The sequence below is a fragment of the Chryseobacterium sp. CBTAP 102 genome (genome assembly GCF_003201365.1).
In the GTDB taxonomy this organism is placed as follows: Bacteria; Bacteroidota; Bacteroidia; order Flavobacteriales; family Weeksellaceae; genus Chryseobacterium; species Chryseobacterium candidae.
In genome coordinates this window covers 72,830-99,033 of record NZ_QICX01000015.1, presented here as the reverse complement: position 1 = coordinate 99,033, position 26,204 = coordinate 72,830, and the positions used below count along the sequence as shown (strand labels likewise).

18 protein-coding genes, 2 tRNA genes and 1 pseudogene are annotated in these 26,204 nt (G+C 34.8%); 5 read left to right on the top strand and 16 right to left on the bottom strand.

Going from position 1 to position 26,204, the window contains the following annotated elements; genetic code table 11:
- Positions 1-53: 53 nt before the first annotated feature.
- Positions 54-126, top strand: a tRNA-Lys gene (locus C8D70_RS17935).
- Between the two features lie 190 nt (positions 127-316).
- Here C8D70_RS17935 and C8D70_RS20915 read toward each other — a convergent pair.
- Positions 317-478, bottom strand: coding sequence for a hypothetical protein (locus C8D70_RS20915; protein WP_156106559.1), 162 nt, complete (start codon positions 476-478; stop codon positions 317-319).
- A 324-nt stretch (positions 479-802) separates the two neighbouring features.
- Here C8D70_RS20915 and C8D70_RS17930 point away from each other — a divergent pair.
- Positions 803-875, top strand: a tRNA-Lys gene (locus C8D70_RS17930).
- Positions 876-1,128: 253 nt separating this feature from the next.
- Here the strand turns inward: C8D70_RS17930 and C8D70_RS17925 are convergent.
- The 15 genes from C8D70_RS17925 to C8D70_RS17855 form a co-directional block, all read right to left on the bottom strand.
- The gene (locus tag C8D70_RS17925) at positions 1,129-2,115 is read right to left on the bottom strand and encodes an MraY family glycosyltransferase (RefSeq protein WP_228408063.1); all 987 of its coding nucleotides are present in this window, start codon (positions 2,113-2,115) and stop codon (positions 1,129-1,131) included.
- Positions 2,116-2,207: 92 nt separating this feature from the next.
- Positions 2,208-3,428: a DUF1972 domain-containing protein gene (locus C8D70_RS17920; protein ID WP_228408062.1), complete on the bottom strand. Its 1,221-nt coding sequence runs from the start codon at positions 3,426-3,428 to the stop codon at positions 2,208-2,210.
- Positions 3,429-3,555: 127 nt separating this feature from the next.
- On the bottom strand, positions 3,556-4,632 hold the full coding sequence (locus tag C8D70_RS17915; protein WP_110368208.1) for a glycosyltransferase family 4 protein: 1,077 nt from the start codon (positions 4,630-4,632) through the stop codon (positions 3,556-3,558).
- A gap of 1 nt (position 4,633) precedes the next feature.
- Positions 4,634-5,869, bottom strand: coding sequence for a glycosyltransferase family 4 protein (locus tag C8D70_RS17910; protein WP_110368207.1), 1,236 nt, complete (start codon positions 5,867-5,869; stop codon positions 4,634-4,636).
- The gene (locus C8D70_RS17905; protein WP_110368206.1) at positions 5,814-6,557 is read right to left on the bottom strand and encodes an acyltransferase; all 744 of its coding nucleotides are present in this window, start codon (positions 6,555-6,557) and stop codon (positions 5,814-5,816) included. The genes C8D70_RS17910 and C8D70_RS17905 overlap by 56 nt, the downstream gene beginning before the upstream one ends.
- Positions 6,554-8,863 (bottom strand): hypothetical protein, encoded by a 2,310-nt coding sequence (locus C8D70_RS17900; protein WP_110368205.1) that lies wholly within the window; start codon positions 8,861-8,863, stop codon positions 6,554-6,556. The genes C8D70_RS17905 and C8D70_RS17900 overlap by 4 nt, the downstream gene beginning before the upstream one ends.
- Positions 8,864-8,981: 118 nt before the next feature.
- On the bottom strand, positions 8,982-10,286 hold the full coding sequence (locus tag C8D70_RS17895) for an O-antigen ligase family protein (protein ID WP_110368204.1): 1,305 nt from the start codon (positions 10,284-10,286) through the stop codon (positions 8,982-8,984).
- Between the two features lies 1 nt (position 10,287).
- A complete protein-coding gene (locus tag C8D70_RS17890; protein ID WP_146212902.1) occupies positions 10,288-11,403 on the bottom strand; it encodes a glycosyltransferase family 4 protein in 1,116 nt (371 codons plus the stop codon).
- On the bottom strand, positions 11,394-12,620 hold the full coding sequence (locus tag C8D70_RS17885; RefSeq protein ID WP_110368202.1) for a lipopolysaccharide biosynthesis protein: 1,227 nt from the start codon (positions 12,618-12,620) through the stop codon (positions 11,394-11,396). The genes C8D70_RS17890 and C8D70_RS17885 overlap by 10 nt, the downstream gene beginning before the upstream one ends.
- Positions 12,617-14,764, bottom strand: a complete 2,148-nt coding sequence (locus C8D70_RS17880) for a GumC family protein (protein WP_076594399.1) — start codon at positions 14,762-14,764, stop codon at positions 12,617-12,619. Before C8D70_RS17880 ends, C8D70_RS17885 begins: the two co-directional genes overlap by 4 nt.
- 10 nt (positions 14,765-14,774) lie before the next feature.
- The gene (locus C8D70_RS17875; RefSeq protein ID WP_076594400.1) at positions 14,775-15,506 is read right to left on the bottom strand and encodes a polysaccharide biosynthesis/export family protein; all 732 of its coding nucleotides are present in this window, start codon (positions 15,504-15,506) and stop codon (positions 14,775-14,777) included.
- A gap of 6 nt (positions 15,507-15,512) precedes the next feature.
- Positions 15,513-15,953, bottom strand: a complete 441-nt coding sequence (locus C8D70_RS17870; protein WP_076594401.1) for a response regulator — start codon at positions 15,951-15,953, stop codon at positions 15,513-15,515.
- 116 nt (positions 15,954-16,069) lie between these two features.
- A complete protein-coding gene (locus tag C8D70_RS17865; protein WP_110368201.1) occupies positions 16,070-18,337 on the bottom strand; it encodes a PAS domain-containing hybrid sensor histidine kinase/response regulator in 2,268 nt (755 codons plus the stop codon).
- Between the two features lie 2 nt (positions 18,338-18,339).
- Complete coding sequence (locus C8D70_RS17860; RefSeq protein ID WP_076594403.1) at positions 18,340-19,476, bottom strand: FIST signal transduction protein; 1,137 nt, start codon at positions 19,474-19,476, stop codon at positions 18,340-18,342.
- Positions 19,477-20,826 (bottom strand): sigma-54-dependent transcriptional regulator, encoded by a 1,350-nt coding sequence (locus tag C8D70_RS17855; RefSeq protein ID WP_076594404.1) that lies wholly within the window; start codon positions 20,824-20,826, stop codon positions 19,477-19,479.
- A 220-nt stretch (positions 20,827-21,046) separates the two neighbouring features.
- Here C8D70_RS17855 and C8D70_RS17850 point away from each other — a divergent pair, with 220 nt between their 5' ends.
- The 3 genes and pseudogenes from C8D70_RS17850 (at position 21,047) to C8D70_RS17840 (ending at position 26,203) form a co-directional block, all read left to right on the top strand.
- A complete protein-coding gene (locus C8D70_RS17850) occupies positions 21,047-21,346 on the top strand; it encodes a transposase (protein ID WP_110368200.1) in 300 nt (99 codons plus the stop codon).
- The gene (locus tag C8D70_RS17845; RefSeq protein WP_181416161.1) at positions 21,343-21,729 is read left to right on the top strand and encodes a hypothetical protein; all 387 of its coding nucleotides are present in this window, start codon (positions 21,343-21,345) and stop codon (positions 21,727-21,729) included. The genes C8D70_RS17850 and C8D70_RS17845 overlap by 4 nt, the downstream gene beginning before the upstream one ends.
- Positions 21,730-21,855: 126 nt before the next feature.
- Positions 21,856-26,203: pseudogene (locus C8D70_RS17840) on the top strand (CusA/CzcA family heavy metal efflux RND transporter).
- Position 26,204: the final 1 nt, after the last annotated feature.

Genomic DNA, 26,204 nt, shown 5'->3' with positions numbered 1-26,204 from the left:
CCTATCTTTGCAGTCCCTTAAACAAAGGGATTTACTTAAAAAAGTAAGTGGCCGACTCGGTAGCTCAGCTGGTAGAGCAATACACTTTTAATGTATGGGTCCTGGGTTCGAATCCCAGCCGGGTCACAATCCAAAAGATGTGAAAATGAAAATTTTCGAAAACATCAGAAAACAATAAAAAACCTGCAAATTATTTTTGCAGGTTTTTTATTTATAGGATAACTATAATGTTTCAAAATGGCTGATAATAACAAATTTTCATTACAGACCAGTTTGATTGTACTTGTTCTATTGCAGTTGAAATTTAGCAATATCTTTACTCTTCATTTTTCGGTTTAAAGTTTCTTCCGACTCCCTGACGGAGAAATGTAATTTTTCCCTGTACTTTTTTCGCTTTTTCAAGGACCTCCAATGCTTTTGTTCGCTCGTTAATTTTGCCAGCATGTGTTATATTATCCTGACGCTCATTTTTTTTCATATGTTAATATAGTAAATTTATTTGAAAAAAACAAATTATTGATTTTAAGATTGTTTTAAATTTAAGAAAATAAGATTGTTGTAGTAATAGATCAGGAGAAACAAGAGCTTCGTGAACTGCTCATTTTTTCATTGGAAGCTTTTTTGTTCATTGTTGAAGTTTAATTAAAAGACCTGCTCCGGAGCACGAAATTTTTGTCTCTGATTTTGTAAATGTTAGCAGAATTCAGTACGTAAAATGTTGCGGAAGTATTGTAAATAAAGAAAAAGTTTCTATCTTTGCAGTCCCTTAAACAAAGGGATTTACTTAAAAAAGTAAGTGGCCGACTCGGTAGCTCAGCTGGTAGAGCAATACACTTTTAATGTATGGGTCCTGGGTTCGAATCCCAGCCGGGTCACTAGTAGCAAATTATAATGCTGTCTGTACAAATTCATACAATTTAGCCACATCATATTTCCATATCTCTTGCACTGGAAGTTCGGATGGTGTTTTTAATCTTCCTTCAGTAATAGGTGGGATTAAAATAATACAAACTTTAACATTACCATAAATTCCACAGCTCCTGAAAATTTATACAAGAGGTTCTAAAAAATGATAGTAAATATCTTTATGATGGATACCTTATGAAAATATAAATAACGAAAACAACCTTAGCTGTATTCCAAATCTTTTATCTTCTTTTTCCATATAGTAAAAAGATTCATGCTCTTGATAATTTTGAAAGCTAATATAAATGTACAAAATGAAATAAGTGAAGAATAAATAGGATAACTTTTAAAAAAAATATATTGAATAACAAATGTTAGAATATTAATTAAAATAAAAGTGACACTTATTTTTTTATGGGAAAAGCCCAATAAAAGCAGATGGTGATGAATATGTGTCTTATCCGCTTTAAATGGTGATTTCCCTCTTGATACTCTATCAATGTATACTCGTATAGAATCAATTACAGGAATAGCAAATACAAAAAGTATAAAAAATACACCATAAGGAAATGTTGTTGTATTGTTATCAAACTTTGTGATATAAATTCCCAGACATATCAGCAGATATCCTAAAAATAAAGAACCTGAATTCCCTAAGAAAATTTTATTTTTCTGAGAAAGATTATATTTCAGGAAAGCTATAATACTTCCGACAAAAAGTATGGCTATTCTTGCCAGTCCTAAGTTGCCTTCTATTAACATGATAATAAAAAACAGAAAGAATCCTACTCCTGCTACACTGCCTGCCAGTCCATCCACACCGTCTATAAGATTAAAAGCATTAACTGCTGTTACAATAACCAGAATGGTAAGCAGATATTGGAAGTATGTGCTGATTTCGTAGATCCCAAAGAGTCCGTACAAAGATGAAATTCTTATTCCGGAAATTGCTATAATAATGCTTACACAAATTTGAATGATTAGTTTGTGAACTGCTTTAATATCAGTTTTGTCATCTAAGACTCCCACAATAAGTAATATATAAGATGTTACAATAATGGGAAGTATTGTTTTCCATCCATTGTCTCCGGAAATTTCAATTAATGGTAAAATAATCATTCCAATAGCCAAACCTCCAATTAATGGAATAGGAGTATAATGTACTTTTCTTGTATTGGGAACATCTACCAATCTGAATTTTTGGGCCATGATTCTCATTATGGGAATTATACAAATTGATAAAACGAATGCAAGAACTCCCGATATTAATAATTCAATAAAATTTTTCATAGTATTTTGTTTTAAGCTGTTTCACTGGAATTATTGAATAACTGTATGTTTTTCAGATGTTCTAAGTTGTACTTCTCAAGGATTTTTTTCTCCAGGTTACCAATTGCGGGATATACTTTTGTCTTGTTTTTTGCAGCAAAGGCTTCTTCAATAAGATTGTGGTATTTCCTTGCGATCTTTTTCCAGGTATATCTCCGTTCTGCTATTCTTTTCATCCTGATGGCACAGTTTTGAAGGTCTTCTTTCTTCAGTTGTGCTACAATTTTTTTCAGCTCTTCTGCATTTGAAAAATAGTAAGCCTGATTTTCTGTAGTGGTTCTGTTATAGGAAACACCGTTGCTGATAATAGGCAGTCCTAAAAACATGGCTTCTACTAAAGAAGGATTGGTACCACCAGCAGAATGGCCGTGAACATAAAGGGAAGCATTTCCTCGAATAAGATCTATGATTTCCTGTTCATAAATTGGGTCTAAGAGATAAATATTCTCAAAATCTGAATATTGCCGTTTCAATTCTACCCCATACTGACTGTTGTTCCAGTTACCCACCATTACCAGTTTACGTTCAGGAAATTCGCTGAACACCTCTAGAATAGTATGAACGTGATTCTCAGGCTCTATCCTGCAAACTTTTACGGCATATTCATCCTGTAAAAAGGGATATTCTTCAATATTTTCGGGGGTAGGCATCAGGTTTATTTTTGTGTGGTCTGCACCGTATTCTATGACCCGGCTTATGGTATTGTATCTTAAAGAAGTGTAATCCTGGATAGATTCGTTATCAGAAATATCAATATCAGAAAATTTTACAGCAAGTTTTTCTGCCCACCATAAATATAATTTTGCAGGTAAGGACCATTTATCTCTTTTCCATTCAATTCCATCTATAGAAATAATGACTTTTTTATTGGTAAACAGCTTTACAAAGGGCAGCAGCCATGCTCCTGCTACTCCCAAAATCAATAAAACATCACTAAAAAATAAAGAATGAATAATAGACCATGTATCATAAAGAATACTTTGAATTCCATTGGCATCTAAAGGGATATATTTCAGATGTGCTCCTTTCCAGCTTTTACACCTTTCTTTTCCAGAATATTTTTTTGACGAACAGTATACTGTAAAATCATACGTATTCGAAAGTTCTTCAACAAGATGAGCCGCCAAAGTTTCAAAGCCTCCATACTTTGCGGGTAAACCCACAGTTCCGATTATTGCTACTTTTGTTTTCATAATTATTTATATTTAAAAATAGTATAACTATTCATGTTCCAAAAGTAAATCGGTATTTAATTGTCTGATAATTAAATTTTTATAATTTTAAATAGGTTATGCGTAATTCCAGAAAATGGAAAATTTATTATAAACTGGAAATAATATTGATTGACTCTTTCTCAAAATATTCCTCTGAGAACATTAGACTTTTAGCATAAGATGCATTACTGAAAGATTGATAGACCATTTTATTTTCCAATATATAGTTTATTTTTTCAGATAGTTCATCTATATTTTTAGAATTAATCCAAAAACCATTTTCACCATTGGTCACAAGCTCTGTAACTCCCCCAATGGGCGGAACAATAGCAGGAAGTCTATATCGCATTCCTTCCAGAATAGTCAGCCCAAAAGTTTCAACCCACAGATCAGTATGAGACAGATTAACAATGAGACTGGCTTCACGGTAAAAAGGGTGTGTATTGGTTTGGGTAGAGTAGATTTTTAAATTTTCCGGTATTTTTCTCATTCCGAAATAATCCTTAATTTCCTTGTCAGAAGCATTGACAACCAGTTTGAAAATATAATGGGCATTTTTCTGAGCCAGCTGCAAAAATTCATTTACTCCTTTATAAATTTTCAAAGAACATATCATTAAAACTATAGGAACTGTCTTCTCCTGGTTTTGAAATTGATTTGCTTTTTCAACAAAATCTTTTTCCAATACATTGTAAAGAAGAACCTGATTTTTGATAAGGGATTCCTGTTTCATAAGAAATTCTGAAACATAAACAACTTTATGAGCGGTAAATTTTGCTATTCCAAAAAGTAAATTCTTAAAGATAGCAGGCTTGATTGAAGTTTCGTGGATATGATAGATTACTTTGCAGCCTTTTATTTTTCCGGCAACAGCCGCTCCAAAAGGCAGAACAGTATTGATATAGAGAATATCCTTTCTATTCAGAAAAAACAATAGCTTTATCATTAATAGGAACTGACAGACAAAGAAATTATATATTCTTATGATAGGATTGGACGAAAAACGATACCAAAAAGAATGATTTTTCACTTGAGAAATATCAGAAAGAAAGCCTTTTCTTCCGCCTGAAGTAAACAGGTGGGTTTCAATACCGTGTTGGGTCCAGGTTTTTAATAACTGCATCAATACCTTTGGACTTCCGCTGTAGTCATTTAATAAATGGATGGCAACAATTCTCTTCATTTCAGATCTGATTATAAATTGTATTAAGATGTTCACCTCTTTTTTCCCAGGAAAATTTTTCCAGATAATGATTTCTGGCTCCAATACTCATTTCTTTCTGCAGCTTTTCGTCCAGAAACAATCTGAGTAATGCGTTACTTAATCCGTCTATAGTTTGGTTATATTCCTGCTGGGGAATGGTAAAACCACAGGTATGATGAATAAACTCTCCCGGACCTTCATTTTCGAGGCATATCACAGGTAACCCGAAAGAAAGTGCTTCCGGAACTACCATCCCTGCTCCTTCATGTGATGGAAATAAAAATACGGATGACTGTTCATAGATTTTCATAAGTTCTTTTCTGTCAATCCATTCCCTGATTTCAATGAATTTATTCATTTCAAGACTGCTGATAAGGGTCTGGTAAAATTTTTTCTGTTCACCTGTTCCAATAAGAGTAAGCTTGCATAATGCTTTATCCTTTTCGGAAATCTGATCAATGAATTGGGCAAAAGATCTTATTGTTAAGTCAAATCCTTTTAACGGAACAAACCTTCCTGCACTGATCACCTTAAATTCTGATTTTGGAAGTAGTTCTTTTTTTGGGAAAAAGTCTTCTGATGCAACTGAAGGATAGATTGAATATTTCTTTTTATTAATCTTTAGTTTTTCGGGAACTTTACTATTCATACACCATATATGATCTGAATGCTCAACTGTATTTTTCAACGATACTGAAAACTTCCAGAAACAATTTTTAATCAGCCAGATAAGACGGTCTTTACTAAAGTATTTTATTGAATAGTCTTTGAGATATTGTTTTGGAATCAGGGGATGATGTCCTACCGGTCCCCAAACCATAGGTTTATGAAGTTTCCATAAAAAACTCGGAGTCCAGTCATTATGAAAATTGACATTATGAGCAATATCAAAATCCAGTTTTTGTTTTTTGATGAAAGAAACAACGTTCTTCTGCCACAGATAATAATAAAGCATAGCTCCGAAGTTTCCTTTTTTCCAGAAGCGCATCCAGTAGGGAAGATCAAAATATAGGAATTGGATATTCATATATACAGGATCAGGATTTTCTGCCATATATTTTTCAATATGGATTTTATTATTTTCCCTTGTAATGGCGATCACTTTTCGGAATCTGGCAATCTGATATACAAAATTCCAGCCCATGGCATCTTCCGAACCTTTAAATGGATTTACGGCATAGCAGGTCGCCAGTATAGTCTGATTGATAGTCATCATAAGTTCTCATTTTTATTAGTTTTGCAGGTACACCTCCTATAATACTGTTGTCTGGAAATGATTTTGTAATAACACTTCCTGCGGCTAAAATACAGCCGGAGCCAATTTCTACGCTGTCCAAAATTGTAACTTTACTTCCAATCCAACAGTTTTTGCCTATTTTAATGCCTTTTCGGTTTACTCCCTGATGGCGTATGGAAATATCAGGATCTTGATAATTGTGATTTTCCGGATGGCAGCTGAGGTATTGTCCTATAATACAGTCATCACCAATTTCAAGACCTCCGGAACCGCCCAGATAAGCAAATTCTCCAATACCCACATTATTTCCTATCTTTATTTTTTCTCCGATATTATTCAATGAGGTAGAAACTATAATTCTGCTGAAAGCCCCTATAGAAACATTATTTCCGAATTCTATTCCTTGTTTGGCCAGTGCAGAAATGTAAACATCATTTCCCAGCCTCAGAAATTTTCCCCATTGTATTTTTGAAATATTGAAGAGTCCTACACGTTTTCCCAAAAGCATTCCTTTCGGATTTCTTAAAAAGAATATCATCTTTAGTCCTCTGAACAGGCTCCAGAACTGAACCCAAATCAGCTGGAATACAGCTCCGGAGTTTAATGCTTTATCTAAAGTAAAATCCGGATTTCTGAGTTTAATGATTTTTTCAACAATTGTTTTCATTTTGCAGCAGTTATAGTGTTCATTATAGTGCTTAAAGTGGTGTCCAAATCATTATTTTCAATGGAAAGATATTTGATCTTAGGATCTTTTTTTTCCAGTTTTGAAAATAATCTGCCATATGATGCCGTCAGATCACATATTGAGTGATAGGAGAGTTCTTTTTTTCTGTCAAGAATTTTTTCCGGGTCAGCATAAAGGAAAAAATTGAATTTGGGCTTTAACAGCAGGTGGTATCCGTTTTCTGTGATACCTTCCGGAAGTTTGATATTGCTTCTTTTGCTATCTGCAATAAAATCAAAATAATATCTATCATACAATACAATTTTTCCTCTTAATACATATTTCAGATAAATAATAAATTGCCCGATGATATAATCTGTATAGTAATATGTAAATCTTAGCAATGAGGAGAAAAAATGATCATTTTTGCCCTGTCTTGGCAGAGAATTTACAATGTCCTGATGCGCTTTTTCTTTTCCTTTCGTAAATACACTCAATATCGGAAGGAGAGAAGGTCTGTGTCTGAGAACTTTTACAGGTCTTCGGTAACGTTTTTCAATAAGCTCTGAAACTTCAGAAATAACTGTTGATTTTCCAACACCATCTACACCGCTGAAAGTAATAATGAATCCTTTTTCTGAAAAAAAATCTTTAAAGTAGCAGCAGAGATTCTTAAGGAATAAAAATCCTCTGTTAGATCTTTTCCTTTTCATCATTGTAATACATTCTGTTTTACTTTTTCTCATTTTTTCTGAGGTATTCTCATATACGAAATTTTTATATGCATCAGGAATTTCACTATTATTAAGAGTATAAAAATAATAGATGTATTTTGCAGTATCCTGGGGGGATGATATTTTAACTCCATACCTGTTCATTTCTGCATGGTTTATCATTCCATTTGTTTCCATATACTCAAGACTTTTCCATTTTAGCTGGTAAATAAGGTCCAGATTAAGAATCTGAAGATCATGAGTTATAAGTCTTATCTTGTACATGAATGATTTTTTTACTATTTTCATTCTGTTGACCAGGCTGTTCTGTTTTAGAAATAAAGCCATTTTTGAAGCATCATTGCAGGAGATAACGATATCAATATCAGAGTTCAGAGGGAGATTTTCAGGTTCTTTATCATGAAATTTCAGGGTTGCATATTTCTCATGATACAGATAATCAAAAATATCCATAATAAGAAGCTCTCTTTCAGTTTTGATTTCAGTAAGATACATATTCAAAGCTTCTGACCATACTTTTAAAAGCCAATGAACCTGAAGATGCCATTGCTCTTGTTCAGAATACAGTTTCAGGTAATAAAGTACATTGGTAAGCAGATAGAATTTAAGATACTTTTTAAGATCATTGTCATCAAAATTAAATGCAATTTTATTATGTTTCCTGATCTGGACCAAGATTTCTTTCCAGGGAATATGCTGTACCAGTATACCGTTCTGTATAATAAAGTGAAAGAAATCAAACCCTTTGGGCTTTTCAAATGAAGCTAGTTCCCAATCATATATTCCAAGTATATCGTCTTTTACAAAGCAGTTCCAGGGAGTAAAATCGCCATGAGAAAAGGATAAGTGTATCATTTCATCTTTATCAATATTTTCCAGAATTATTTTCAATTTTCGTGTCAGATTGGGAGGAATCCGGTTATCATCAATGGTGCTAAAGTTTTCTATCAATGTGTCAAAATGCTTCCAATTGGAAATTTTAATCATAGTCTGATGTTTTTCTTTGATTCCATGAAGAGCTTTAGCATGAACTTCACTGAATTTTTTTTGCCTCTTTCCATTATTTGAAATATCAGAAAGTTTTAGTACACAATCATTAATTAAAGATGCAGAAGGTGCTGAATACAATGTGTTGATTCCGGAGTAGGTAATGATTTTATATTCTTTGTTGATGAGATTTTTTGCATTTTTTGTTGAAGCAATTTTGAAGAAGCAATTGTCTGCAAATAAAACGGCTTTGTTGTTAGGCCCTTGAGTTCCGGTAAATATGGCCCAGTCATTCATGATGTCAAATAAAGGGTTTTCTTCTGAAGTATAATATAAAATCTCTTTTTTGAATAATAGTCTCTGCAGACGCAGAAAGAATATCATACGTACAACGAAAGCAAATAATTTTCCTTTAATTGTTGTTATATTATAAAACTTTAGGAATAGAGGCTTTTTTGATCCGGAATTCCAAAACCATCGTACACTTCCATCCTGGTTGGGAATATAAGAAAACGAGATTCTTTTACTTCCTGACTGCTGTTTTAAATACAGCTTGTATCCTGTGTTTTTAAATAAGTTTCTCATGATGTACCATTTTATATTAACAAAGGATATAAACATCTTGCCATTTATGCAAATGATTGATAATAAGTAATTTATTGTGTTTGAAATAAATTGGGCTTTCCAGAAAATGGAAAAAAAACTAGAGAATGGAATTTTCTTCTATGAGATCCGGCCTTTTTCTCTTAAGAACAATTTTTTGCAGCCGGGTAAGATAGTTACTGTTTTTGAGGGTCACTGAAAAGATAATAATTTGGTAAAATAAAATTCCGTAGTTGCTTTCTCCAAATATTCCAAACTCAGTAAAAGAGTTGATTATGATGGGAATTAGAATTCCAATGAGCATAAGCTTCGTTTCTTTTGGTTGCGACAGTATTGATCTCAGGGTAAAAAATACCTGAAAAAGAACAATGGTGAGCCCGATAAAACCAAGGTTCATAAGAACCTGCATAAATGTGTTATGGGTCATTTTTCCCGGATAGGTGTGGGCACTCTGAAAAAACTCTTTATAGTCTATTCTCATAAATCCAAAGCCTAAAAGAGGTTCTCTTGGCAATCCTTCATTAATCAGAGCTTTCCAGAAAGGAAGTCTCCCTGTAAGGCTCATCACTTCCTCCAGACGAGATTGGTCTCCGCCTTTTAAGATTATGCTGTAAACAGCAAAAGGTGTAATTGCAGCCACCACCCCAATGATAGCAAATTTTAATGTCTTTTTTTTAGTCTGATTAATATGAAAAAAGATAATGAGTAGGATTCCGATCAGAGAAGATCTTGAACCGGTCATATAAAGGGCATACATAATGACCAGTATTTTTATAATCGTCCAGGCTTTATTTTTGAAGCGGTAAAGGTCAAAAATAAGACATGCACAGCCAACACCGGCGAGCATTCCTAGTTCATTGGGGTTCATTAATGTACCGCCAAGTCTGGCTTCTTCACCTCCGTCGGTGAGACGGAAAAAAACATCTGGTGCAATCCACATTCCGATAACAAAGACAAGTTGCAGCACAAAAACCGTGTTTCCTAAAAGATGATAAAGACGAATACTATGACCTTCAAAATACACATCCAGTATTTTTAAACTTTTTACAAAGAAGTAGGCAAAGACAAAACTCTGAAACGTCATAAACCACTGCAGGGCACTGAATCCCGGATTGGTACTCCATGAAAATGATATAAAGCCTAATGTAAGATAGGCCATGTATAGAATAGGAGAGAAGATATTTTTATAGGCTAAAGAATTGACACTTCCATAATTAATAATTTTCTGGTAGACGAGAATAGAAGAGATCATTACGCCCATTCTTCCCACTACTTTTATTCCCCGGGTGATGGCAACATTTTCACTCCAGGTAAAAAAACACGCTACCATCAGCAGCAGGATAATAAAAAGCTGATTATTCGTTTTTTTGAGAAAGTGCTGATGTTTATGCGCTAAGGATTCCATATCATCTGTTGTAGAGTTGGGTATTCATGTCTTCAAGAATTCTGTTCCAGTCAAAAGCTTCTTCCACCATTTTTATGGCATTTTCAGACATCTTCTTATATTCATCCTGATTTTCCCATATTTCAGACATCATAATAAAAGAATTGGTAAGCAGAGCAGAATCCGGGGCAGCGATACTGATGCCGGCATTGTATTTTTCTACCAGATGTCCGATATTCGTATTTTTGGTGACAATACAGGGTTTTCCAAAATCAGCTGCTTCAATGACTGACACAGGAAGGCCTTCATTTCTGGAAGGATGTACGAAGACATGCATTTTTTTGATCAGATCATTTTTTTCTTCTCCAAACTTACTTCCTAGCAATTCTACTTTATCACTTATATGATATGATTTCAGTAGATGGATGAGCTCATTTTTCTCAGCTCCGTCTCCTACAATCCAGAGTTTGGAATGAGGTTTTTTGCTGGAAAAAGAAGCGAAACTCTCAATGAGAATATCCAGACCTTTTGTATGAATATCCAATCTGCCAACAAATCCGAAAATGATAGGTTCTTTGAGATTGCCGGAATAAAAGCCTGTATTTATTCTATCATAGCCATAGGTAATCAGAACGCTTTTTGAGGTTGGAAAAACAGAATGGAGACCTTCTATTTCACTTTCTCCTATACAATGGATTTTACAAGCATTTTCAATGACTTTTTTCTCAAATATTTCAAAGTAGATCTTCTTTGTATATTTGCTTTTCTCCATGGCAATACTATTATATGCACCATGAGGAGTTATTACGTATCGGTAGTTATTTTTCTTCAATAATTTACTTAAAGAAGAAAATAAGGGAATCCATCCTCCATGAAAATGAAAAATTGTTGCCTGATCAGCGGCCAGAATTTCTTTTTTAAGATCATCAGGAATAGAAAAAGGATTTCTTTTTTTCTTAAAAATCCTGGTTACAAATATTCTTTCGGGATAGTTGATTTCTGTATTTTCAGAAATACCCCATACTTCTACGTTCTCTTTGTTTTGTGCCTGTTTTGTAGCGATATTATACACGACTTTATTAACGCCGTTCATTTTTTCGGGATTCGCTTTTCCTAATATTAAATGTACTATGCCCATACCGAAATTTGTTTTTTGTTGAGAATTATTTTCCAATACACAATCATGATAATCTGGTTCATAGCTAAGCCAGTTACAGCACCATATAGCTGCCCGTATTTTAACAAAAAATGGAAACTCAGAACCGAGAAAACAAAGGATATACAATATCCGATAAAGAATGCCTTATTTTGTTCTAAAACTCTGATGGAAATCCGGGTTGGATAACTGTATAGGATTACAATATATAATGCTGAAACCAGCTTAATGACAAATCCATATTGATGATATTTCTCTCCTCCGAGCATAATAATCAACGATTCTGAAAAAGTGAAAAAACCAATGATTATAATGGCTAATACGGCTATTGCTTTCATCATCTTGAGAAGAAGCTCCTTTTTCTCCTGGTTTTTATTTTGATAATAAAGCTGAGCTGTTTTAGGAAGGTAATAGTTTTCAATGGTTTGTAAGATAACATTGATAATTCCGAAGAAGGACTGAACAAGCCTTAATGCTCCCAAGGCATTGATCCCTAGGTATACCCCTGCAGCAAGAGTAAAAAAATTACCCGAAAGCCATTGAAGAACAGATGCACTTAAAAGCCATTTGCCTTCGGCAAAATAATAGTGTAAAAGTGAAGTGTTTTTAAGACCGAAGTCTGCATTTTTTATAAGGTATCCTATGCCGGGAATAGATGCTGCAATGTTTACAATACCGATAATATATAAACTTTTCCATAAGGTAAGGGATGTCTCAAATCCAAGTAAAGGAAAAATAATAATAAAGACAGTATCGATAAAAAGGACAATTTTAATATGATCTATGGTCAGTAATATTTTTCTGAGAAAGTCCTGTAAAATATAGGCTGAAATAAAAACTATTAGTGCAGAAAGATTGTTTTTTAAAAATGCTATGGCAGGAATAGGGAGAAGGGTAATAAAGAAAATAATGAGGCTGAATATGGAGATCAAAACCAATGAAGCCAGAAATGCAAAGCCCAGCGATTTTTTACTGAAATTCTTTGCTGATAAAATCTGAAAAGGCTGAACAATAAAAGAGTTAGAAATACCTACCAGAAAATAGGTTATTAAAAGGATAGATGAAAATATTCCAAATTCAGAAATACTTAATTTTCTCACCAGTAAAAAGGTCAGAAGAAAATTGCTCCCGCTGAATATAAGCTGATCTGTAAAAACCAAAACAGAGGCGCTTTTAAATATTTCATGGAATCTTTTCACGATTTGTATTTGTTTATAATTCCTTTAATGGTAGTTATCAGACTAGGGTTGTATCCTTCTTTATTCAGAACAAACCAAAGATTGGACAGTTTATATTCATCTTTTAAGAGTTCAATGTTTATTATATTTTTAACGGCAGTTTTCCGGCTGTCAAGTATGAACAGGTTCTGGTCTGAAATATTCATGAAAAGTAAAGGAAGCTTGCCCTGCTTTATTGCTTGATTATTGATGACACAGATATCACATTCTTTCATTTTTTCATCGATAAGATCTCTCACTTCCCTAGCTGTCAGCCGTAGATTTTCTTCGGCAGATAAATTGATATAATGATCACCCTCTGAATTGCTTAATACACCGGCGGCATCTACCAACAAAACCTTTCTGGATTGCAGTTGTAGTGCTCTGATGATATTTTTTGCATGAAATGCATGCTGTTGTGCCTTATCATATGAAGTAATACAAATCTGCTTTTTATCCTTTATTATCTCTTTAAGCTCCATCTCCAAGACATTTTCCAGAAAATGGTGCATTATTTTTTCTTTCTTTTTGATAAATGGGGTAGTGAATGCTATCGGTATGGAACTGTTTTTTTCTATGATGGAAATATCATTTACTTTGGCTTTGGCAAAATGTACTGCGTAAATCAGAAAAATAGAAGCAACCATACTCATAATGGCAGTAACAATAATAATGATAGAACGCATTGGTGATACAGGTTCCTGTGGCAGTTCCCCTCGGGAAATAATTTTATGGAATGAGATCTTGGCAGCTTTTGCAATCTCGGCATCTATTCTTTTTTCATTCAGAAAATTATAGTTTTTTTCATAGAGATTAAATTCCCTATTCATAATGTTCAATAGCTTTTCTTTTTCAGGAAGACCAATGAAAGCACTTTCTGCAGTCTGAATATCGCGCTCTATATCATTGTATTTTATCTGTAAATTTTTCTGAGTGTTTTTTATGCTTTCGGTTTGATAATCGGTAAGGTCTTTAATTTTTGTGTCAATGATTTTTACTTTTTCATGCTCAGGAGTGTAGGTAAGTAATAATTCTTTTTTTTCTGCCTGTAGCTGTTTCATGTTTTTTACAATTTCGGTAGAAAGAAGATCGTTGAATGCTTCAAAGTTTGTAGCCAGATCAAGATAATTATCTTTTCCTTCTGTAATATAGCTGTTAAGATTTTTGATGGCATCAAGATTCATTTTGAGATTACTTTGCTGGATTTTAAGCTGGGCTATCTTTCTCAGGTCCGTTTCTGTCTCTTGTGGAATATTGATAATATTTTCTTTATTTCTGTAATTTTCAATACGGTTTTCTGTTTCGGATAATTTATTGTTAGCCTGTCCTATTTCTCCTTTTAGAAAATCAACAGTAGTATTGGCTGCCCGGTATTTATTTTCAATATAATCTTCAATATATGTTTCAGCCAGAGTATTGACCAGGAGACTTGCCTTGGCAGGTACATTGCTTTTAAAATTGATTCTGATAACCGGTACATCTTTGTCTACGGCTACAATATCAAGATTTTTATTAACTTTTTCGAGAAGCTTTTCTCTGCTTAAAAATACCAGTTCGTAATGATCAATGATTTTTGCATTAGGTTTGGAAAGCAGATATTCTTCATTTTTTGTAATCAGGATTTTACCTCCTTCAATATTGGTGGGAATACCAAATACCCCTTTTAATTCTTTTGGGGAGTCTGAAGTAGTGAGGATATAGTTTGCAGAGGATAGGATATTTAAGGAGAATTTTTTATCAAAGTTTTTTTTGTCAGCAATTGTTGCTTCAGCTTTTATTGGAGAGTCGTTAAAAAGCTCTACTGACTGCATTTTTCCTTTGCGGTATATTTCTGTGGAAAAGGATAATTTTTTTAAAGTTTTTTCGATGAGAGAAGAGGATTTGAGAACTTCAATTTCTGTACTGATTTTGTTGGCTGATGCAAATACATCAAAGTCTTTGAAAAGATTTGCACTGGGAACTCCTTCTTGTGTATCCGCAAGTTTTAGTTTGGCCGTACTTTCATACATTGGTGTAACGTAATTAAGATATTTTTTTATGGCCAAAACAGAAATTATCATTGCAAGAACTATTATAGGCAGTCCTCTTAAAAGAGGTTTCAGGAATCGTACATTTTCGTTGTTCATGGTATAAGTTTTATAACAGACCTATTAAAATGGCAGCTGCAGAGGTAACGGTTGCAAAAGGAATAATGGTTGATATTCTTTTATCAAAATCTTTACTTTTCTTAGAGGGCACAATCACGTAATCTCCAGGATGAAGAACAATATTCTGATTGGGAACATCTTTCATTTTACTAAGGTCAATATTAGTAACCCTCACATTTTCTCCCTCCTGTCTTAAAATTTTTATTAACCTGAGGTTGGCGTACATTTCAAAACCTCCTGCTTTTGAAACCAGCTCAAGTAATGTATTCTGATCTTTATCTACCTGTATAACAGCCGGGTTTCTTACTTCACCCATTACCGTTATTTCTTTATTAAGGACTTTGACATCGATGACTGGATTTACAAGCCACTTTTTTAATCTGGTTTTAATTTCCTCTTTCAGTTCAGGAACCGATTTTCCAACGACAAAAGTGGTTCCCAGCCTGGGAATTTCAATATTGCCATTTTTATCAACCAGAAGCCATTTGCCATATACTTCGTTAGAATTATAAATTCCGTAGACTGAGCCTACGCTTAAATCATCCTGGCCCCACACAGACAGAGTAATTTTATCATCTTTCCGTATTTTGTATTCGTACTCCGGATTAAATTTGAAATCCTGCATATCTCTGGATGCCTGCTCTTCTTCCAGTACATTATATGTCTTACAAGAACTAAGCAGTAAGAGAAAGATAAATGATATGATGAGTTTTTTTGTCATAGATTATTAAAATATCATTGAAAAAAATTTGCGAAAGCCTTTTAATTTGCTTTGAGAGATTTCTTCTTTTATTTTTAAAATTTTTTCTATGGTTTTTACCATTTTTTCGCAGACGTTTGTATTTTTAGTTAAATAATCAAATGCCCCGTATTTAAGTGCATTTACTGCTGTATCTATATTTTCCTGCCCGGAAACCATGATAACGTAAATATTGGGATCAAAACGTTTTATTTTTTTTAAAACTTCAAACCCGTTCAGATCTTCCATATTATAGTCTAGAAAAATAATGTCCGGCTTCTGATAAAGTTCATCAAGACAATCTTCTCCACAGCTAAAGGAGGTAATGTCTTCATAATGATGGTTTTTCAGATACTGCTGATAAACATTTGAACAAAACCTGTCATCATCTACAATAAAAAGTTTTAAATTTTGATTATTTACTTCCATTTTATTTATTTTGAAAACAATATCTCTATTTCTATACCTTTTTTGTAATTTATTGTTTGTCAGTTGTTTATGTTTATGGTTTTTTCCAGAATATGGAATAGCTTCTTGATTTTGGATTAAATAGATTGGCTTATTTCATCTTTCAATTGAGTGACCACTGTTTCAAGGGTTTCCTTTATTTTTTCAAACAAGGAAGATAATTCCGGGAATTCTTTATTTTCCTCTATGGTAAGTAATTCAAGTTGCTTTACTTCATTTTCAATAGAATTTATTCCCATGGCTTGTATACTAGGTCTTATTTTATGCATCAGTCTTCCAATTTCAACATAGTTTTTTTCATCAAATGCCTTTTTCATTATTGGAAGTGTTGTTTCAGTCTGTCCAATAAATATTAATAGCATTTTCCGCATAAAATCTTTATCACCTCTGCTGAGAACCTGTATATTTTTGAGGCTGTAGAAAGTTTCACCTGCGTCCGACATTGTCTCTATTGTTTTTTCAGGGATTTTAACGTACTTGTAAATTATTTTGAGTAAATTTTCTTCATTAAAGGGTTTGGTGATATAATCATTCATTCCCGCATTAATACAGTTATCTATTTCTGTTTTAAAAGCGTTAGCGGTAAGTGCGATCACAGGGGCTTTAATTCCAAGTTCATTCCGTAATATTTTAGTTGCTTCAATACCATCCATTTCTGGCATTTGCAAATCCATCAGAATAATGTCAAATTGTTCTCTGCTTAATATTTCCAGGGCTATTTTACCATTTTCAGCTTTAACGACATTACATTCAAAATGTTTAAGAGATCTTTCTGCCACCAGCTGATTAAGTGCATTATCTTCTACCAGCAGAACTTTTGTACCTGCAATGGAAATATGTTGATTTTTCCAGGTGCTTTCTTTTAAGGCTTTTTCATCACCCCTGTCTAAAATCAGAATTATTGTAATACATGTTCCTGAGTTTTTTTCACTTTTTACATTAATTTCTCCTTTCATAAGGTGAACAAGTTCTTTGGTAATAGACATTCCAAGACCTGTACCTCCATACTTTCTTGAAATTGAACTGTCTTCCTGATTAAATTTATTGAATATATTACGTACATATTCTTCGCTCATTCCAATACCGGTATCAGTAATACTGATCGAAATGGTTTGCTGGTTTGAAAAACTTTTCAGCACATTAGATTCAACTTTGATATGCCCTTCGTTGGTGAATTTCAAAGAATTACCAATGATATTGTATAACACCTGTTCAAGTCTTAGAGAATCTCCTTTTAAAACCGGGAAAATATCCGCAGAGAAATCTGTAATAATTTTAAGGTTTTTTTCTTCTGCTTTTGGCTTAAGAACGGAAATGACTTTTTGAATGCTGTCTTTTAAAGAAAAACTCTTGTGCTCTAAAGACATTTCTCCAGATTCAATTTTAGAAATATCGAGTATGTTATTAATAATTGATAATAAGTGCTGTGAAGCGTTATAGCTGTTTTCTACAAATTGTTTCTGTTCATCAGGGAGGTCACTTCTTTTTAGCTCTCGCAGAAAACCAATGATACCGTTAAGAGGGGTTCGTATTTCATGGCTCATATTGGCAAGAAAAACCTCTTTAGCCTTGGACGCTTCCAATGCTTTTGCTTTTTCAAGTTTTAATTCTTCTTCCAATTTTTTTTGATCAGTGATATCAAGATGGATTCCTATGGAACCTAACAAATTTCCCAGGTCATCATAATTGGGAGCTCCGCTTACTGCCCACCATCTTATTTCTCCTCTCTTGTTTCTTACAGGAAGCTGATATACACTGGAAATTCCTTTTTTTCTCAGTTCTATCTGTTCTTGCAAAAACCGGAGGTGGTTTTCTCCGTACAAAAAGAGTGTACTTGGGTTTTTACCAATTACTTCATCCAGTTCAAACCCTGATACATTACAAAAGCTTTGGTTTGCATAGCGAATAATTTCATCATTATCTACTTCAATGAGTCCCAGGTTCATGTTAGCAATAATATTCCGATATTTTTCCTCTTGCTGCTTTATATAATCTTCTGCTCTTTTTCTTTTCCTTAGCTGTTCAGAAAGATACAGTGACAGTTCTTTAAGATCTTCCGATTTTTTTATTTCAATATCAGAATCAATAATTTTTAATGATTCATAGAGGTTGCTGATAGATTCATGTTTAAGTGTATTTTCATTTTTAAGATTTTGATACAGCTCCTGATATTCTTCTTCACTTTGTTTGAAAGCGTAGTCCATAAGTTCTTTATCCCTTTCAAATGATTTGTAAGATTCATTAACTGCATGAATAAAACGTTTAAATTGCGGATGATTTTTGCAGTCTTCCGTAAGATATTTATTGATCTGTCTCTCGAGTAAATTGTGAAATTTGATTTCCATAGTTATTCAATTTCATTAACTGTGGTGATGGTAATAGTCTGATTGTGCAGAGCACAGTCGCCAAACGGGCTTAAAGGAGATAGCTCTCCGTATGAGTAAAATCCCGTTAGCGCTGTATTTGATTTGAAAACATCCCGCACTATATCCACTTCTTCATAAACTCTGTCTCCCAATACCATTTTTCTTCCTACACAGCTTATAATGATTCCCAGTTTAGGGCTATGTGTATTCATTTTAAGACATTGATGGGCTGCATCATTAGCTGCATCAATTAGTCTGTCCATGTTGGCTTTCATAAATCTTACTTTACTTCCTTCCGGCAGGTCTCCTGCAAAAATCATCGTGTTATCTTTAATGGAGAGAATTGTTCTCACTACAGATAAAGAGTCCTGGTATAAGGTGAGAGATAATGGAAAAAGAAGGGCAGAGCCGGGAAGTTCTTCAGCGTATCTTCCCAAATATTTTTTATAAAGATCCAATGCATTTTTATTATCAATTTCATAAAGAATATTATCATGTGACTTGGTGACCACTCTTTCAAGCCCAAAGCTTTCCCAGCCGCCAATTGAAGAATGAGATAATTCCAGGTTCGCTCCATAAAATCCAATGGCCAGAATCTTATTAGGTTTCGGAACCTGGTTGAGTCCTACTACAGTTTTTTCAAATTTATCCCCATCCCCGGCCAGACCGCCTGAAATTAAAACTTCTTGGGGCCTACTGGCATTAAGCCCGCGAACTAATTGACTGCCGTTAACCTTACTGCCGTCAGATAAAATAAAAACCCATTTAAGATCTTCAGAAGGAAGGTTTTCAATTAATTTTTTTCCTGCATCATAGCTGCAGGAAAAATCTTCAATATCAATCTGTGAAGTCTTTATGTAAGATGTTGAAAAACTGATTATAGTTAAAGCTACCGTATCATCATACACTTCATTACAGAAAATTTCTCCCGAAGAAGAAGACAGGGCTATCTCTGCATTAGGAAACGTTTCCTTTAAAAGAAGATAAAAGCTATCCTCTTCAATAATACTTCTGGCTCCATATCCTATAATGATTTGAGCTTCCTCGTAGTTAAGCTTTTCATCATTTCTTTCTGATTTGAATGCTCCGTCTGTAAAAAGTAATTTAGCAACTTTCATCTAACTATTTTCAATTTCAAGGTTATTAATAAGATTATATATAGTTGATTTGCCTATATCTAATAGTTTTGCGGTTTTAATGACATCATTATTATTATTTTTCAGAAAATGTAAAATGATATCGGTAGTATATTGTTTTAGTGTTTTTTGTTCATTGAGAAAAGATTCTGATTTTTTTTCCAGATTAAAGAAATTAATATCTTCTGCTGTTATTTCGTGATTATCAGACATAACACAAGCCAGATCAACAACAGACTTTAATTCTCTTACATTTCCCGGAAAATGATAAGCTAAAAGTTTTTTCCTTGCATCCGAAGATAAAGACAAAGGTTTAACCTTGTTTTCTTTTGCGAAAAGCTCTATAAAATGTTTGGCCAGAATCAAAATATCCTGATCCCTTTCCCGTAAAGGAGGAAGTTCAATAGGAAGACCAATAATCCGGTAATAGAGATCTTCCCGGAAGTTGCCTTTTTTGACTTCCTGTACAAGATTTTTGTGCGTAGCTGTAATAATCCTGACATTGAGTTCAATTTTTTGCTTTCCGCCTACTCTTGTGATTTCTCTTTCCTGTAGGGCACGTAGTAATTTACTTTGAATATTAAGATCCAGTTCTGCAATTTCATCTAAAAAAATAGTTCCTCCATTAGCCTGCTCAAACTTTCCGATGGCTCTTTCTGTAGCCCCTGTAAAAGCACCTTTTTCATGGCCAAAAAACTCACTTTCCACTAATTCTTTAGGAATAGCAGCCATGTTTACCGCAATAAAAGGTTTGTTTTTTCTTGATGAATTATAATGGATTGCCTTAGCAACAACTTCTTTACCAGTACCTGTTTCACCGGTAATGGAAACATTGATGTTGGACGTAAGTGCTTTATTAATTTTAGAAAATATTTTTTTTATGGAATCGCTTTGCCCAATAATTGTTTTTTCAAACGTATATTTTTTTTCGAGCTCATCTTTAAGGTCTTCAACCTCCTGCTTTAGGTTGATGTTTTCTTTCAATCTCATGATAGAATTCCACAAAAGTTCTTTGGTATGCTCGTTTTTTACAATATAATCTTTTGCTCCCTGCTTTAGAAAATTGATGGCAACTTCAATATTTTCCTGTCCGCTTATAACAATAATCGGAAGTTCAGGATATAGGTTTTTAATCTGTTTAAAAAGTTCATCCCCCTGAATGTCTGGTAATCCAAAATCAATACATATGATATCAGGATTATGGTAAAGATTGGAAAGACAGTCTTTTGCATTGCTGAATAGCAGAACTTCATAATCAGGATTTAGTTGGAGATGATACTTTAACATTTCTCCTATGAAAATATCATCGTCAACTATAAATATTTTACACATTTGCGCAGGTTTTAGTTTTTATGTTTACTACTAAAATAATGAATTTTAATCATGTGATGAACTATTTTGTCATAAAGATTAATAATTTGAAATAATAATTTATTATTGTTGAATATTTTGTGTGGAGTTATTTAATCAAAATCTTCCTGATGAAACTCTTCCCGCACTGCAGTTGCTACCTTTGTAGGACACGGTTCTTATACTCTTTAACTTTAATGCTATGAAAGGAGTTAGAAAAAATTACCGTTTAGAATTTAAGATCCAAGCAGTTTCATTAAGTGAGCAAAGAGGTAATGTTTCTTCAGTAGCCAAGGAGCTTGGAATCTGTAAAGAAAGTTCGGTCACTTGGAGAAAACTTCACAGAGAGGCTAAACTTACAAAAGAAAAGCAAATTTTCTCTGACCCGATAAGGGAAAGGTTATTGAGGCTTCGCAATGAATTGGAAGAAACAAAGCTAGAGTGTGAAATTGCTTATTTAAAATCATTCTTAATGAAAAAAGCTATAATTTTGATAGAGTGAAAAAGCTGATTTCTATATTGTTATTAACATTGTATTTGGTTTCTACAACCGAACTGTATCAGCTTTTGAAAATGCCGCTGCTCATTGAGCATTATATTCAGCATAAAGACCTGAATCCTGAAATGTCACTTACCACATTTCTGAAAATCCATTATGATCATCCTGTGAAAGACAGTGACTATGATCAGGACCAGAGATTGCCTTTTGTATCACATGCAAGCCTGCTGTCTGTGGTTTTTACTGTTAATCCTTCATTAGATTTTCATTGTATAGAGAAGGTATTTACTCCTATTGAAATCAAGAAGACCTTCTACAAAAGTGCGCTTTACAATAAGGAAATTCTTAATTCTATCTGGCAGCCGCCAAGATTTCGTCAATCTTAATCTATTTTTCTCAGTCATTTTTTGATTGGGAAGGTATTCTGTATCTGTATATAATGCGGATGCATGGATCTATGCATCAGAATACCGGAAATTTTATCACGATAATTAAGATTAATTAATCATAATATGCTTACAAAAATCATTGAGTTTTCTGTAAAGAATAAACTCATAATTGCATTGTTGGTATTGGGACTCATTGGTGTGGGATCTTATCAGGTAACCCAGCTGCCAATAGATGCAGTACCCGATATTACCAACAATCAGGTACAGGTTATTACCACTGCACCATCTTTTGGTGCAACAGATATAGAACGGCTTGTTACTTTTCCTATAGAGCAGGCCAACAATAATATTTCAGGATTAAAAGAGATCAGAAGTTTCTCCAGGTTTGGGCTTTCCCTGGTTACCATTGTCTTTGAAGATGATGTAGATATCTATTGGGCAAGACAGCAGGTTGCCGAAAGACTTCAGCAGATACAGGCGGTTATTCCGCAGGGAATAGGAAATCCACAGCTTGGACCTATTTCCACGGGGCTCGGCGAAATTTTCCAGTATGTAGTGAGGCCTGAAAAAGGATATGAAAAAAAATACAATATCACAGAACTCCGCACCATTCAGGACTGGATTGTAAGAAGACAGCTTTTGGGAGTAAAGGGAGTGGCAGAGGTGAGCAGCTTCGGAGGCAAGCTGAAACAATATGAAATTGCTGTAAATCCAGACAGGCTTAATGCCTATGGAATAACAATCAATGACGTATTTGATGCATTGCAGGCCAACAATCAGAATACCGGAGGTGCTTATATTGAGAAAGGGCCTACTGTTCTATACATCAGGAGTGAAGGGTTAGTAGGAAGTATTGAAGAAATCAATAATATTTCTATTGCGACAAAAACAAACGATGTACCGCTGTTTATACGGGATATTGCTGAGGTAAAGCCGGGGTTTGCAACCCGTTATGGAGCGATGACCTTTAATGACCAGGGAGAAGTGTCAGGAGCTGTAGTAATGATGCTCAAAGGCGAGAACAGTAATCAGGTCATAAAAAATGTAAAGGAAAAAATTGCCCAGATTCAGAAATCGCTGCCGAAAGGAGTGGTGATAGAGCCTTTTCTGGACAGAACCAAAATGGTGAACAACGCCATCGGAACAGTAGAAAAAAACCTTACGGAAGGAGCTTTGATTGTAGTCTTTGTACTGGTTTTATTTCTGGGGAATATAAGAGCAGGTTTGCTGGTTGCCTCTGTTATTCCTTTGGCGATGCTTTTTGCAATATGTATGATGAACCTATTTGGAGTCAGTGGAAATCTGATGAGTCTTGGAGCCCTGGATTTCGGACTGATTATCGATGGAGCTGTGATTATTGTGGAATCTGTCTTACATCAGTTCAGTCATAATCCGAAGTTTAAAAAGATTTTCTCTGTTGGGAAATCAGAAATGGATACTGTGGTTATAGAATCTGCAGGAAAAATGATGAACAGCGCCGTTTTCGGACAGATTATCATTCTGATTGTCTATCTCCCGATCCTTACCCTGCAGGGAATCGAAGGGAAAATGTTCAAGCCTATGGCTCAGACTGTAGCTTTTGCACTGCTGGGAGCCTTTTTGCTTTCATTAACCTATATTCCGATGATGAGTGCCGTATTGCTGAGAAAAAGAAGTGATCAGCCTACTTTATCAGACAGAATGATGAAAAAGGTAGAGAAGATCTATCTTATAGTTTTGCTCAAACTACTCAGAATCCCCAAAATAGTTTTTGGTGCAGTGGCAGTCTTATTTATAACAGCTGTTTTCATTTTATCCAAAATGGGTGGTGAATTTATTCCTTCCCTTGAAGAAGGTGATTTTGCCGTAGATACCAGAGTTTTACCTGGAAGTAACCTGACAACAACTATCGAAAGTACCCAGAAAGCAGCACACATCCTCAAATCCAGATTTCCCGAAGTGGAAAAAGTGGTCACAAAAATTGGTAGCGGGGAAGTCCCTACCGATCCGATGCCGATGGATGCTTCTGATATGATGGTTATTTTAAAGGATAAAAAAGACTGGATCTCTGCATCCACTTTCCCGGAGCTTGCTGATAAGATGGGTAAACAGCTGCAGGATGTACCGGGTATTACTGCCAGTTTTCAATATCCTGTACAGATGCGTTTTAATGAATTAATGACCGGAGCAAGACAGGATGTCGTGATCAAAATTTTTGGAGAAGACCTTGATGTACTTTCCCAAAATGCCCAGAAGCTCGGGAAAATTATAGAAACAGTAGAAGGAACCCAGAACCTTTACATAGAACCTGTTTCTGGAATGCCACAGGTTATTATAGAATACAACCGTCCTCTGATTGCTCAGTATCATTTATCCGTTTCAGATATCAACCGGGTGGTGAATACTGCATTTGCGGGGCAAAGTACCGGACTGGTTTTTGAAGGTGAAAAACGCTTCGATATGGTCGTACGTCTGGACACCAAAGACCGGAAAAATGTGACCGATATTAAAAACCTTTTGGTTCCTACACCGTTTGGAAATCAGATTCCGCTGTCTCAGCTTGCCAGAGTGGAAGTGAAGAATGGTCCCAATCAGATTCAGAGGGAAAATGCCCAGCGAAGAATTGTTGTAGGTTTTAATATCAAAGAAAGGGATGTTCAGAGTATTGTAGAAGAACTTCAGCATAAGGTAGATCAGAAGATGAAACTTCCTACGGGATATTACATGACGTATGGAGGCTCGTTTGAAAATCTCAATAACGCCAAACAGCGCCTCATGATAGCAGTTCCCATTGCTCTGGCTCTTATTTTCGTCATGCTTTTCCTGGCCTTTAATTCTGTTAAAGAAAGTTTGCTTATTTACACTGCGATTCCTCTTTCTATTATTGGCGGTGTATTTCTGATGGCGCTTAGAGGAATGCCTTTCAGCATCAGTGCGGGAGTGGGGTTTATTGCGCTCTTCGGAGTAGCAGTGCTAAACGGCATTGTATTAATCTCAGAGTTTAACCGTCTTCACAAGAAAGGAATTAAAAATATTGTAAGAATCATTATTGATGGTGGAGAATCGAGGCTTCGGCCAGTGCTGATGACGGCCTTTGTCGCTTCGTTAGGCTTTATTCCGATGGCTGTCAGCAACGGAGCGGGAGCAGAAGTACAGCGGCCTCTTGCAACGGTGGTTATTGGAGGGCTGATGGTGGCAACTTTTCTTACCTTATTTGTTTTACCATTATTGTATGTAACTATTGAAAAAGGATTTAAAAATGAAAGAAATAAAAAATAAAAAACAGATTTCCGCTCTGGCTCTTTTTGTATTCTTCGGTTTTGCGGAGCTGGTCAACTCCCAGACTCCCGTTACATTGCAGGATGCTGTTGATATTGCTTTGAAAAATAACAGAAATCTTAAAAATGAAAAATTAAAATCAGAATATACAAAAGCGCTTATCAGATCATCATCTGATATTCCTCAGACGGGAGTCACAGTAGATTATGGGCAGATCAACAGTGCTCTGACGGATATGAAATTCGGAATATCCCAGAATATAGCATTTCCGACCGTATATAAAAAGCAGAAGAACGTATACACCGAAGAATGGAAAAAATCTCTGCTGAATGTTTCTCTTAAAGAATATGAACTGAAGAAAGCCGTGAGCCTTACCTTTTATAATATTCTGTATGGGAAACAAAAAGAAAAGCTTCTTCTGGAAACATTAAAGCTGTACACTGATTTTCTGGATAAGGCAAACATCCGTCTGAAAGCAGGAGAAAGTAATATTCTGGAAAAAACTACAGCTTCCAATCAGAAATCTTCCATTGAAATTCAGCTAAAGCAATTACGCCAGGAGCTTTCTGTGCTGGGATATCAGCTTCAGTGGCTTTTAAATGCAGAAACAGATTTTCTTCCTGAAGATCAGAAAATTTATCATGGAGGTCTTAAAGAGGAGCTTAGCTTACATCCGGCTATTAAAGTATTACAGCAACAGAAAAACATTTCAGAACAGCAGATTGCTCTTGAAAAGGCAAAAATGCTTCCCGGATTTCAGCTGGCCTACAACCTCAACAGTTTCAGAGGGATGGGTGCTGATGATAAAGTGTACAACGGGGCACCACAGTTTCATTCTGTACAGCTTGGGGTTTCGGTTCCTGTTTTTTCAGGCGGGCAGAAAGCCAGAATTCAGGCCGCAAAAATTGCTGAATCTGTTGTGGAAAGTGATATTGCCAACATGGAATTCAATCTGCAGAATCAGTACAGAAAGGCATCCGGGATTTATCAGGCTAACCTTGACATTGTTTCCCAATATGAGAGTTCGGAATTGAAAAACGCCGATATCATCACTGAAACAGCTAAAAAACAGTTTCTTGCAGGTGAGATCAATTATCTGGAATTTGTTATCCTGATCAATCAGGCAGTTACTTTAAAAAACAGCTACACCGATGCAGTCTGGAAACTGAATCAGAGTGCTATAGAGCTGGAATATCTTACTTTAAATCCATAAC